This window comes from Catonella morbi ATCC 51271 (assembly GCF_000160035.2).
In the GTDB taxonomy this organism is placed as follows: domain Bacteria; phylum Bacillota; class Clostridia; order Lachnospirales; family Lachnospiraceae; genus Catonella; species Catonella morbi.
The window spans coordinates 712,510-725,682 of sequence record NZ_KI535367.1; the positions used below are offsets into that span (position 1 = coordinate 712,510).

Below are 13,173 nucleotides of genomic sequence, written 5' to 3' on the forward strand. Positions count from 1 at the left end.
TTGAAAGTTTTAATATAGAAAGAAGGAAAAAATGAGCTTTACTCATTTACATTTACATACAGGATTCAGCCTTTTAGATGGCTCAAGTAAAATTTCAGAGCTGGTTAAGAGGGTAAAAGAATTAGGCATGGATGCCTGCGCAATAACTGACCATGGTGTTATGTACGGAGTGATAGAATTTTACAAAGCCTGTAAAGCAGAAGGCATAAAGCCTATTATTGGCTGTGAAGTATATGTAGCTCCAAACTCAAGGTTTGAAAAAGGGACTGAAAAATCAGCCAAAAGATACAATCATTTAATCTTACTTGCTGAAAATGACACAGGTCATAAGAATTTAATGAAGATTGTATCAAGAGGCTTTACGGAAGGTTTTTATTATAAACCGAGAGTAGACTATGAACTGTTAAGGGAGTACCATGAGGGAATTATAGCTTCCTCAGCGTGTCTTGCCGGGATAGTACCGACCAAGCTTAGAGAGGGAGACTATGAAGGAGCAAAGGCTGAGGCTCTTAGATTAAGAGACGTATTCGGAGAAAATAATTTCTTTTTAGAGCTTCAAGATCATGGACTGCCTGAACAAAAATTTGTTAATCAGGGATTAATGCGGATTTCTGCTGAAACAGGAATACCTCTGATAGCAACCAATGACTGTCATTATCTGTACAAGGAGGATGCTGAGGCACATGATGTTCTCATTTGTATCCAGACTCAGAAAATTGTAACTGATGATGACCGTATGAAATATGAGGGTGGGCAGTTTTATGTAAAATCTCCCGAAGAGATGAAAGAGATATTTCACTATATCCCTGAAGCAATAAAAAATACAGAAAAGATAGCAGAGCGCTGTAATGTAGAGATAGAGTTCGGTAAGTACCACCTGCCTGAATATCCTGTACCGGAAGGGTATACAGCTCTTTCATACCTTAACAAACTCTGCGAAGATGGTTTTAAGTCAAGATATGAAGGAATTACTGGGGATGAAGAGAATGAATTAAGGGCAAGACTGAAATATGAAATAGATACTATAAGTAATATGGGCTTTGTGGATTATTTCCTTATAGTCTGGGATTATATCAACTTTGCAAAGGAAAATAATATAGCGGTAGGTCCGGGCAGAGGCTCGGCAGCAGGAAGTATAGTGGCGTATTGTCTTGGAATTACAGGAGTTGATCCAATTAAGTATAACCTGCTTTTTGAGCGTTTCCTTAATCCCGAACGAGTGACCATGCCCGATATAGATATAGACTTCTGTGTACTTAGAAGACAGGAGGTAATAGACTATGTTACCGAAAAGTACGGCAGAGAAAAGGTAGTTCAGATTGTTACCTTCGGTACTATGGCAGCCAAGATGGTTATAAGAGATGTGGGCAGAGCCTTAGACCTCCCTTACAGCTTCTGTGACAAGGTAGCCAAGATGATACCGAATGAACTTAAAATGAATATTGACAAGGCTTTGAAGGACAATCCTGATTTAATGCAGCTTTATGAAGAAAACGAAGAAGCTAAGAAACTGATTGACCTTTCAAGAAGACTTGAGGGCTTGCCGAGACATACCTCTATTCACGCGGCCGGAGTTGTTATCAGTAAGCGTGAGGTGGACAGTTATGTACCTATTTCCACAAGCAGTGACGGGGCGGTTACTACCCAGTATACAATGGAAACCATAGAACAGCTCGGGCTTTTAAAAATGGATTTCCTCGGACTTCGAAACCTTACCGTTATAGAAAAGGCAGTGGAGCTTGTAAACAGAAACCGCAGGAAGTCAGGGCAGGAAGATTTTGACATAGAAAAGATAGATATGGAAGATGAAAATATCTATCTTATGATAAGCGAAGGTAAGACCGAGGGAGTATTTCAGCTTGAAAGTCCCGGAATGACAAGTTTTATGAAGAAGTTAAGACCTGATAATATAGAAGATATAATAGCGGGTATTTCTCTCTACAGACCGGGACCTATGGAATTTATAGATGATTATATAAACGGTAAGAGAAATTCTACAGAGATAGAATATGACTGTGAGGAGCTTAAACCTATACTTAAATCAACTTACGGCTGTATAGTCTATCAGGAGCAGGTTATGCAGATAGTGCGTGAGCTTGCCGGTTACAGCTATGGACAAAGTGATTTGCTTCGTCGTGCCATGTCAAAGAAAAAAGACAGTGTGATGAGGCAGGAGAGACAGAACTTTGTATACGGAGATGAGACAAAGGGAATACCCGGCTGTGTGGCAAAAGGTGTTTCAGAGCAGGTTGCAAATAAGATTTATGATAAGATGATTGATTTTGCAAAATATGCCTTTAACCGCTCGCATGCCGCTGCCTATGCTTTCATAACTTACCAGACTGCCTATCTGAAATATTATTACCCTAAAGAATACATGGCGGCACTTTTAACCAGTGTAATGTCAAATACGGGTAAGGTTTCGGAATATATTTTATCAAGTAAAAATATGGGTATTGCCATCCTTCCACCTGATGTAAATGAGGGAGAAGGCAATTTTACGGCAGTTAAAGAAGGTATACGCTATGGGATGTCTGCCATCAAGGGACTTGGTGAAAATGTGACCGAAACCATAGTAAAAGACAGAGAAGAAAGAGGAGAATATAAGAGCCTGTCCGATTTGGTGGAAAGATTGTCGGGAATACTTAATAAAAAGGGCTTGGAGGCTCTGATAAAGTCAGGAGCTCTTGACGGACTTTCAGGAACCAGACGTGAAAAAATGGCAGTGTATGAGCAGGTTCTTGACTCAGTTTCACATGAAAAACACAGCAAGATGGCAGGACAGCTAAGTCTTTTTGATATTGCCCCACAGGAAGATTTATCTGCACTGGAAGTAAAAATGCCTGTTTTAGGTGAGTTTGACATGGAAACAAAACTTGCTTTTGAAAAAGAAATGATAGGAATTTATCTGAGCGGACATCCTCTTTACGATTATCAGGATTTTTTAAGGGGCATTTGTAATACAAACTCTATGGATTTTGCCTATGATGAAGAAGAGGGAAGGGTAAATGTAAGGTCTGGCATGAACTATGTATTAGGAGGTATAGCTACCGGAGTAAATATCAAGCTTACCAGAAATAATCAGCGAATGGCATTTATTACTTTGGAAGATTTGGTGGGCAATATCGAAATCATAGTATTTCCCAGAGATTTTGAGAAGTTTAAGAATGTTATTGAAGAAGGAAGAAAATACATAATATCAGGTAAGGCTTCACTTGAAGAAAATGCGGATGCTAAGCTGATTGCAGGAAAAATTATTCCTTTTGAGGAAATTCCGAGAGAAGTATGGCTGCAATTTGAAAATAAGGCTAAACTTGAAGAAATAGAACCAAAATTAAATGAGATTTTCATTAATAATAAGGGAAATGCCAAAGTTATGCTTTATTGCAGGGAAGAAAAGCAGGTAAAGCAGGTAAATACAGTAAAGGGAATGTCCTATGCAGAATCTGTAATAGCCTTGTTAAAGGAAAAACTGGGCGAAGAGAATGTTAAAATAGTAACAAAAATGATCTAAGAGTATGATTCTTATAAACTTATTGTTGATTGTAAACTTATTTTGTATTAAAATAAAGCCCATAGACTATGATTATAACAGCCTAATCTTGTTAGAAAATTCATACATACAAATTTATGGAGGTAATTAAAAATGGCTAAGGAAGTAAATACAATAGGAATTCTTACAAGTGGTGGAGATGCACCCGGAATGAATGCGTGTATAAGAAGTGTTGTACGTACAGCACTTGCAGCAGGTAAGAAGGTAAAAGGCATAAGAAGAGGCTATGCGGGTCTTATTGATGAAGATATTATTGATATGAATTCAAAAAGTGTATCAGATATTATTCAGCGCGGAGGCACTATACTTTATACAGCAAGATGTCCTGAATTTAAAAATCCCGAAGTACAGGATAAAGCTGCTGAAATTTGTAAGAAGCATGGCATAGACGGAATGGTAGTTATTGGTGGAGACGGTTCTTTTCAGGGAGCCGGCAGACTTGCAGAAAGAGGCATCAACACTATAGCTCTTCCCGGAACCATAGATAACGATATTGCCTGCACAGAATACACTATAGGATTTGACACTGCAGTAAACACAGCCATGGAATGTATAGATAAAGTAAGAGATACCTCTACCTCACATGAACGTTGCAACATTATCGAAGTTATGGGAAGGGGAGCGGGCTATATAGCTCTTTGGTGCGGTATTGCCAATGGTTCTGAGGAAATACTTACCTCTGATACCTATGATGGTAAGCTCGGTGAGATTATAGAAAGAATTAAAGAACTTCGTGCAAAAGGTAAAAAGCATTATATTATTATAAATGCTGAGAGCATAGGCAATTCCAATGAAATGGCTAAGCTGATTGAAATGGCTACAGGTATGGAGACAAGAGCAACCGTACTCGGCCATATCCAGAGAGGCGGTGGTCCGAGTGCTACAGACAGAGTATATGCAAGTATGTTTGGTGCAAAGGCGGTAGACCTCCTTTTAGAAGGTAAGAGTAACAGAGTTATAGGTATGAAGGGCAGCCAGTTTGTTGACTATGATATAGCTGAGGCACTTAAGATGACCAAAAAGGCTGATCCTTGGATGATTGATCTTGGAAGGAGGCTGGTGAGATAATGTCAATTTTTGAAGGAGTTGCAACAGCACTTATAACTCCGTTTGGTCCTGATGGCAGTGTGAATTATGCTAAACTGGAAGAACTTATTAATAAGCAGATTGAAGACGGTGTAGACGGTCTTGTAATCTGTGGTACAACAGGAGAATCTGCCACACTTACTGAAAAGGAACATATGGATGTTATTCGTGAATCTGTAAAGTTTGTCAATAGCAGAGTGCCTGTAATTGCAGGTACAGGTTCAAACTGCACGCAGACAGCTATTGAGATGTCGAAGGAAGCCGAGGAATACGGTGCGGATGGGTTGCTCCTTGTATCCCCTTATTATAATAAGGCTACGGCAGAGGGAATGTATGAGCATTTTGCGGATACTGCCAATGCGGTTAATATACCGGTAATCCTCTATAATATACCGGGAAGAACCGGAGTAAATATTGATCCTGAAACCATATACAGGCTTGCAAGGGATGTTAAAAATATTGTTGCGGTAAAGGAAGCATCCGGCAATATTTCTAATATAGCAAAGATAGCGGCTCTTACAGCAGGGCTTGACTTTGATATATATTCAGGAAATGATGATCAGGTTGTGGCTTTATGTGCAATGGGAGGAAAGGGAGTAATTTCTGTAGTATCCCATATAATACCTAAAGAAATGCATGATCTGGTTATGAGTTTTAGAAACGGAGATACAAAAAAAGCTTTAGAAATACAGAATAAGTATCTTTCACTTATAAATACATTGTTTATAGATGTAAACCCAATCCCTGTAAAAGAAGCAATGAATCTTCTCGGTTATGAGGTGGGAGGCTATAGAAAGCCGCTTACACCTATGTCTGATGCACACAGAGAGATTTTAAGAAAAGAACTTATTAACGTGGGACTATTAAAATAATGAGCGGGTTGCGAACATTTTTGCAAGGATTGTGGTAGGTGAAGTCGAAGCAATCCTGTATCAATAATACAATATAAGGAGGGTTTTATGAAAAAAATAATAGGAATAGCTTCAGCTATAGCAGGAATTGCTGTTATAGCGGGAATCTGCTACTTTGTGTACAAGCATTTCTTCTGCTGTTGCTGCGAATGCGATGGTGAAGAGTGTGAATGTGATGGTGAAACTTGCGAAACAAAAGCTGCCCCTCACTCCAGAGGTTATTTTAACCTTAGAAGAGTTAAGGAAGCAGCTGAGGAAAGTGAAGCCGCAGAGGCAGAAAATTAAACAAGTCCAAAGTGTTCCATTGCCTTGTATATGCCATCCTCCAGTAAAGGAGGGGCTACATACGAGGCAATTTTTTTTATGTTTTCATCTCCGTTGCCCATGCAGACAGAGTTTGGAAGCCAGGTAAGCATTTCTCTGTCATTTTCGCTGTCCCCAAAGCCGTAAGCTGAGGAGAGTGGGAGATTGAGATGTCCAAGCACAGCCTTAATAGCAGTTGCCTTATTAAAACCGTTTGGCAGAAATTCAACAAAACCATAGCCTGCCCAACTGTTTTTTTCCTCTTTTGAGTTTGTGTCAAGAGGTGTATTTGCTGCCATAAATTTAGCTTCATTTGGTCTTCTGTGAATGATAGCTGTCATAAAGTCACTTATATCATCAGCCATTTTCATGGCATAATCCCATTGCAAAGGACTTATCATACCTGAAAATTTACCGACACTCAGTTCGTCAAGATTGTCTCGTCTAATTTCTTTTAACGGTCCGGACAGTTCTTTAAGCAAAAGTTTAAGTCTGGTAGGGTCACTATAGCGTTCAAGCGGAAGGACATGAATATATTCATCTCCTTCAAAGAAAAGTCCGAGGTCTGAGCCGTCAAACCAGTCTAAGAGCCTTGAAAGCTCTGAAGCAGAGAGCTTGTGATCAACCAGTACTTCATCCTTAAATGAAATATAGGTTCCACCACCACAGATAATCCCATCAAATCCAACTTTAAGCAGCTTTTGAGGCAGCATAGCCTTGCTCCGACCGCTGCAAATAAAGCAGAGGTTACCCTTTGCCCGTGTTTTTCTTATTGCTTCTTCTGCCGACTCAGGCAGATACTCATTCCTGCCAAGTAAAGTCCCGTCAATATCAAAAAATAATATTTTCTCATTCATAATGAAATAATTATAGTTGTTTAGTAAAGAATTGGCAAGAGGGAATATACTGTCCTCTAAGCAAGAATAGTAAATAAAAATAGTACTCATACATCATTATAGGTATATTATCAAAAAAATACCAAAAAAATTAAAAAAATGTCCTTTTAAGATCTCCGCCAAGGCTACTAAGTAGAAGGAGGTGGTTAAAAGTGAAATTAAGAGCTTTTGGTAATAAAAGATTTTGCTCTATAAGAGCACCGGCTAACTAAAGCTATATATACAGGTTAAATAGGCTATAGACAGCTAAATGAAGATATGGAATCAATCCCAATGAAAAAAGTGGGAAACAAAAATAATATTAAAGGAGATAAAGATTATGAGTGAATTTAAATTATTATATAGGATAAAAGACAAGAATGAATGTTCTAACATGGGCGGTATAGCCATTGATAGCAAAGGCACGTTATATTGTGTTAAATCAAAGAAAGGCAATTCGCTGCAGTGCTTATATGTGATAAACAAAACTGATAAAATAGAAGAAGGTTTTGTAAAACCATCATATACACATATGTACCAAAGATTAGGACATGCCAATAGTCTGACTTTAAGCGGTGGCTTCCTTTATGTAGGTACAGATAAGAATTATATTGTTAAGTTATCCACTAAGAAGCTAAATGGTACTACGCATGAAGCAGGAGAAAAAATAGTGCTTAAAAAAAATGTCAAACAGGCGAATGGTACAAATAAACTAACTGATGCAACAGATATTTCAATTAGCTCTATTGCTAATATAAATGGGAGTAAATTTGTACTTCATTTTAGTAAACCGTCTGAATACGGGACAAATAGAATATATTTTTATAAAGATGTTAAAACACATATAGAAAAGACTCCTAAAGGAGAACAAAAGTATAAATATATAGAATATAGTTCAAAAGGGAAGTTTGAATATAAATATCCGGATAAATTAAAGAAATCCATTGGAGAACATGCCCCACAGGATGTATTTTATAAAAATGGTTATTTATATTTTATACTTGCAAAAAAGGACAAAAAAAGCAAAGAATTTAAGAAAAGTTATATCTTAAAATATGAGCGTGGAAAGAGCAATTGTATTGGATATGACTCATTTACAAGTCCAAATAAAAACACCAATAAATTTGAAATAGAAAGCATGCATATAGTTGGTAAGAATTTAGTATTCTCCGTAAATGAGAGTAAGAAAGCAATAGTAAATGGAAAAGAAAAAATAGTAGAAAATTGGGATGCAATATATATTACCAAGGATTGGGTACTAGCATAACAAAATGACTAAGATTAACTGAGTTGATTAAATGGGTAAGCCTGCCACATCACGTAGCAGGCTTACCCTATATATTCAAGATGATTACAATGGTCGGAATGGTATTGTAAAGCTACAATAATCAGGTAACTTATAGTGGCTGTAATATTTTGTGACTTCCTGTGGGGGTAAGCCGAGTGAATACATAAAGCTATTAAGTGATAAATTATAATTACCAAAGTCTTGTCTCAAAATATAGTAATATCCAAATTTAGTAAGGTCATAAGAAAACCTACACAGGCACTCGGTTCTGCAAAATGAGTCATACAATAGCTTGCTATTATCATAAACTGACAGATATTTATCAAATTCACGTTCTTTAACATTGACATATTTGGAAGTCTTAATAAATTTATAAATATTATAAGCCAGTCTAGTGTTTGTAGTATTTTCTATATTTTTAAAATATTTAGTGCCCAATGCCTTCATTGCACGGCTATCAGAGCCATTTGCAGGGTAAATAGGAACCCGCCTGTAACTTCCATACACATTCTTATCTGTAACTGTGAAAGTTGCAGATTTTTCAGCGTAAAGCCTATCCTTCCCGTTCTTAGCCGTCATTTTAACAATGACCTTGTATTTGCCGTTTTTAAGGTATTTGGCGGTGTTGCTTACAGTAAATATAAATGAGCCCAGATAATTACTCTTATACTGATATGAAGGCTTTAATGTATCGCAAAGCTTACCTGATGTATCATAGATATAAGCCTTAATATCAGGAGGAGAATTTATAGCACCATCATAGGTAAAGTTTGCATTACAGAAGATGTTTAGGTATTTATCTGTCTTTGGATTAAATCCCTTTTTATATCCACCGATTACTATAGGAGTAACAAAAAAGTTGTTGGTTCTCCAAGGAGCAGGGACTTTTTCGTTCTTGTAGTATAGGTACTTGTTGTCGTTATGAAGTTCTTTATATTTCTTGTAATTACTGATATATAGCTTGTAAATCCTGTTGATAGACAGCCTTTTCCTCAAACCCTTAAGGAAGTCTTTAGGTAAAATAGCATTGTCATTTATAAACTTTATGCGTGATGCAATGGAGTATCCTATTTTATGGTCCATATTGCAGTCATATTCACTGGCCTCTGGATTTCTGTCCTGCAATATTTTTAAGCTTATATACTTTAATGATTTATTCACTTCTACAGTATCATCAAACTCATAGGGAAGCTCATTAAAGTCTGTTTCCAAGAAAATAGGATTGTAAGTTTTCCTTCTATTCAAAAAAAAGGCAAGTCCTTTATCTGACAATGAACCGTAAAAATTTGGACCATAGTCATTTTCATATGTAATCTCGTATCCATAATCTCCATTTAAAAGTGATTCAGCATCTAGTAACTTATCATTTACTGTTTGTGTATCAGCATATTTCTCTAAAAGGTTGAGATACTTTCTTGCTGCACTATAACGATTATCGTTTTTATAATCTTTATGATATATAAGCGTATCAAGGTAAGGCATCTTGCTGTAGTCAAGCTTCTCTTGCTTTGTCTTAGCCTCTGTAACTTGAGACAAGGTGCTAAAAAACAGGGCAAAGAGTAGTACAAGTGCGATTAGTTTTTTCTTCATAATAGGCTCCTTTCATAGTCATCAATCAGGCAAAGTAAAATCAAAGAGAAGTAATCAGTAGATTGATGAAGCATAAGGTCTTTATTTCAAGATCTATTATAACACCAAATGACTGACATTCGTACAGATAAGTAATTAAAAATAAATAATTATTTTAAAAACGTCCTTTTAATACATCCGCCAAGGCTACTAAGTAGGAGGTGGTAAAAGTGAAATCAAGAGTTTTTGGTAATAAAAGATTTTGCTCTATAAGAGCACCGGCTATATAAAAGTATGTTATATAGCCTTAATTGGCTATAGATAGCTAAATGAAGATATGAAATCAATCCCATTATAAGAAGTGGGAAACAAAAATAATATTTAAGGAGATAAGAGTGAAAATCAAGAGTAAAAAGGAATTGTTGTATAGGATAAAAGACGAGAATGGCTGCTCCAACATAGGTGGAATAGCAATTGATGGAAATGGAACATTATATTGTGTTAAATCAAGCGCTGATAATAAGAAGCAGTGTCTATACGTAATTAAAAACTACAAGTCAGCTAAAAAAGAAAAAGGTTTTGTAACCCCATCACGAACTCACAATTATGAGCGATTGGGGCATGCCAATAGTCTGACTTTAAGCGGGGGCTTCCTTTATGTAGGAACAAATGAGAATTATATTGTTAAGTTATCCACTACAAAGCTAAAAGGCACTAAGCATGAAGCAGGAACAAAGATAGATATTAACTCAGGTGATGCTGATATCAGTTCAATTGCGACTGTAGGAAACAATCAATTCATAGTGCACTTTAGCGGACATAACGACGGTCATGCAAGGAAGAGAGTTTACTTTTCTAGCAAGATCACAGATACAGTGGAATACAATGCTGAGAAAATGAAGACATTTACATATCCAAATACCCTGAAAATTAATGTTGATAATACTGAGGAACAAGACATGTTTTACCAAAATGGGTATTTATACTTTATACTTGCAGAAAAAGATAAAAATGGAAAGGAATTTACGAAAAGCCATATACTTAAATACAGATATGAAGATTGTGTTTGTGTTGGTCATGAAACATTTACCAATAAGTATGCTACAAAATTTGAAATTGAAAGTATGCATATAGATAGTAGTAATAACCTTATTTTTTCTGCAAATGAGAACAAGGTGATACTAGAGCGAGTAAAAGTAGCCGGAAAAACAAAGATAAGAAAAAAGATATTAAACAATATGGATGCCATATATATAGTGAAAAAATGGGCGCTAGCGACTAAAATAATATCAAATCCTAAAAAAACCATAAAAGAAATCTAATTTTAAAAAGAGCTATCGCTCTGATAGAATACTAGCAAAATGTGCAATTTCTATAAAAGATAAACGCATTTTGCTAGTAAACTAAAATAAGACAGCTTTTATGATTAATATACAACAATATCAGAACAATTCTCTAAATGGTACCAGACCAAAATAATCAGGCTCTTTATAATGCTTATAGTACTTTGAAAATTCCTGTGGGGGTATACCAAGTGAATAAATAAACCCCTCTAAAGTATCGTTAAAATCATAGCGGTAGTGTTGACGCAAAATATGAGAATAACTAAATCCGCTGAGTATGTATGAAAATCTACATAAACATTCTGTTCTGCAAAATGAGTCATATAACAGCTTATTGTTGTTATAAGCTTTATCCGAAAAATACTTTATTCGAACATTGTCACTTACTTCAGTATATTTGGAAGTCTTCAGATATTTATAAATATTGTAAGCCAATCTTGTATGACTGATGTTTTCTATATTCTTAAATTTCTTGTTTCTCACCACCTTGAGAGCACGGCTGTCAAGGGCATCGGCAGGGTAAATAGGAACTCTCCTATAACTTCCGTACACATTCTTATCTGTAACTGTGAAAGCTGCCGATTTTTCAGCATAGAGCTTATCCTTGCCATTTTTAGCCGTCATCTTAACAATGACCTTGTATTTGCCGTTTTTAAGGTATTTGGCGGCATTGCTTACAGTAAATATAAATGAGCCCAGATAATTGCTCTTATACTGATATGAAGGCTTTAATGTATCGCAAAGCTTACCTGATGTATCATAGATATAAGCCTTAATATCAGGCGGAGAAGTTATGGAGTCTTCATAGGTAAAGTTTGCATTACAGAAGATGTTTAGGTATTTATCTGTCTTTGGATTAAAGCCCTTTTTATATCCGCCAATTACTATAGGAGTGACAAAAAAGTGGTCAGCTCTCCATGGAGCAGGAACGCTCTCATTCTTGTTGTATAGGTACTTATTATTGTTATTTTGACTCTTATATTTTTCAAAATTGCTGATATATAACTTATAAAATCTATTTGCAGATAGCCTTTTACGCAAGTTTATAAGATAGTTTTTAGGCAGAATTGCATTTTTCTTTATAAAACTAATACGGGACTGCACGGAATTGCCTATTTCATAATCTATCGCGCAGTCATATTCAGTGGCTTTTGGGTTCCTGTCTTGTAGGATTTTTAAGCTGATATAGCTCAATGCCTTGTTGATCTCAGTGGTATCATCCAGTGCAAAAGTTAGCTCTCTAAAGTTTGTTTCTAGTGGTATAGGATGAAAAGATTTCATTCTATCTAGAAAAAGTGCAAGTGCTCCATCTGACAAAGAACCGTAAAAATTAGGACCGTATTTATTGGTATGAGTAACTTCATAGTCAAGATCGCTGTCAACAAAAAACTCAGCACGCTTAAGTTCAGGAGTTATTTCCTGGGCTTTAGCAGCTTCTTCTAAAAGTTTTAGATATTTTCTCGCGCCACCGAAATAGTTAAAATTTTTATAGTCTTTATTGTATATAAGGGTATCAAGGAAAGGCATCTTGCTGTAGTCAAGCTTCTCTTGCTTTGTCTTAGCTTCTGCAACTTGAGGAAAGATGCTAAAAAACAGGGCAAAGAGTAGTACAAGTGCGATTAGTTTTTTCTTCATAATAGGCTCCTTTCATAGCTATCAATCTTGCAAGGTAAAATCATAGAGAATTCACTGACAGATTGATAACGCATAAGGTCTTTATTTCATAGCCTATTATAACACCAAATGACCAGTATTCGTATAGATATTTAATGTAAATAAAATATTTTAAAACCGTCCTTTTAATACATTCGCCAAGGCTACTAAGTAGAAGCAATTTGGTAAAAGTGAAATCAAGAGCTTTTAATAATAACAGATTTTGCTCTATAAGAGCACCAACCATATAAAAGTATGTTATATAGCCTTAATTGGCTATAGATAGCAAATGAAGATATGAAATCAATCTCGATGGAAGAAGAGGGAAACAAAAATAAAATTTAAGGAGAGAAAGATTATGAGTAAAATGGAATTATTGTATAGGATAAAAGACGAGAATGGCTGTTCCAACATAGGTGGAATAGCAATTGATGGAAGTGGAACATTATATTGTGTTAAATCAAGCACAGATGATGAGAAACAGTGTTTATATGTGAGACTATGAAGAAAAGTCTGTAAATAAAAATCTTCTATGATAATGTAGGGTGGAAATCTTTAAGATAGGATTTTCACCCTTGTGTTATATATAACA

10 protein-coding genes are annotated in these 13,173 nt (G+C 35.9%); 7 read left to right on the plus strand and 3 right to left on the minus strand.

What is annotated here, in order from left to right; all coding sequences use genetic code 11:
• Nucleotides 1-31: 31 nt before the first annotated feature.
• From GCWU000282_RS06725 to GCWU000282_RS06740, 4 genes are all read left to right on the plus strand, one after another.
• Nucleotides 32-3,514, plus strand: coding sequence for a DNA polymerase III subunit alpha (locus GCWU000282_RS06725; RefSeq protein ID WP_023354300.1), 3,483 nt, complete (start codon nt 32-34; stop codon nt 3,512-3,514).
• Between the two features lie 132 nt (nt 3,515-3,646).
• Nucleotides 3,647-4,621 (plus strand): 6-phosphofructokinase, encoded by a 975-nt coding sequence (gene pfkA / locus GCWU000282_RS06730; RefSeq protein ID WP_023354301.1) that lies wholly within the window; start codon nt 3,647-3,649, stop codon nt 4,619-4,621.
• Complete coding sequence (dapA, locus tag GCWU000282_RS06735; RefSeq protein ID WP_023354302.1) at nt 4,621-5,511, plus strand: 4-hydroxy-tetrahydrodipicolinate synthase; 891 nt, start codon at nt 4,621-4,623, stop codon at nt 5,509-5,511. Before pfkA ends, dapA begins: the two co-directional genes overlap by 1 nt.
• A gap of 87 nt (nt 5,512-5,598) precedes the next feature.
• The gene (locus GCWU000282_RS06740; RefSeq protein WP_023354303.1) at nt 5,599-5,835 is read left to right on the plus strand and encodes a hypothetical protein; all 237 of its coding nucleotides are present in this window, start codon (nt 5,599-5,601) and stop codon (nt 5,833-5,835) included.
• On the opposite strand, the gene GCWU000282_RS06745 is transcribed toward GCWU000282_RS06740, so the two are convergent.
• Nucleotides 5,832-6,800, minus strand: a complete 969-nt coding sequence (locus GCWU000282_RS06745) for a Cof-type HAD-IIB family hydrolase (protein ID WP_035039696.1) — start codon at nt 6,798-6,800, stop codon at nt 5,832-5,834. The two genes, GCWU000282_RS06740 and GCWU000282_RS06745, sit on opposite strands and share 4 nt — an antisense overlap.
• A gap of 268 nt (nt 6,801-7,068) precedes the next feature.
• Here GCWU000282_RS06745 and GCWU000282_RS06750 point away from each other — a divergent pair, with 268 nt between their 5' ends.
• A complete protein-coding gene (locus tag GCWU000282_RS06750) occupies nt 7,069-7,995 on the plus strand; it encodes a hypothetical protein (RefSeq protein WP_023354305.1) in 927 nt (308 codons plus the stop codon).
• A gap of 84 nt (nt 7,996-8,079) precedes the next feature.
• Here the strand turns inward: GCWU000282_RS06750 and GCWU000282_RS06755 are convergent, their stop codons facing one another.
• Nucleotides 8,080-9,606 (minus strand): hypothetical protein, encoded by a 1,527-nt coding sequence (locus tag GCWU000282_RS06755; RefSeq protein WP_023354306.1) that lies wholly within the window; start codon nt 9,604-9,606, stop codon nt 8,080-8,082.
• Between the two features lie 374 nt (nt 9,607-9,980).
• On the opposite strand from GCWU000282_RS06755, the gene GCWU000282_RS06760 reads away from it, so the two are divergent.
• Nucleotides 9,981-10,907 (plus strand): hypothetical protein, encoded by a 927-nt coding sequence (locus tag GCWU000282_RS06760; RefSeq protein WP_023354307.1) that lies wholly within the window; start codon nt 9,981-9,983, stop codon nt 10,905-10,907.
• A gap of 120 nt (nt 10,908-11,027) precedes the next feature.
• On the opposite strand, the gene GCWU000282_RS06765 is transcribed toward GCWU000282_RS06760, so the two are convergent.
• Nucleotides 11,028-12,563: a hypothetical protein gene (locus tag GCWU000282_RS06765; protein WP_023354308.1), complete on the minus strand. Its 1,536-nt coding sequence runs from the start codon at nt 12,561-12,563 to the stop codon at nt 11,028-11,030.
• Nucleotides 12,564-12,939: 376 nt separating this feature from the next.
• Here GCWU000282_RS06765 and GCWU000282_RS16610 point away from each other — a divergent pair, with 376 nt between their 5' ends.
• Nucleotides 12,940-13,086, plus strand: a complete 147-nt coding sequence (locus tag GCWU000282_RS16610) for a hypothetical protein (RefSeq protein ID WP_023354310.1) — start codon at nt 12,940-12,942, stop codon at nt 13,084-13,086.
• Nucleotides 13,087-13,173 lie beyond the last annotated feature (87 nt).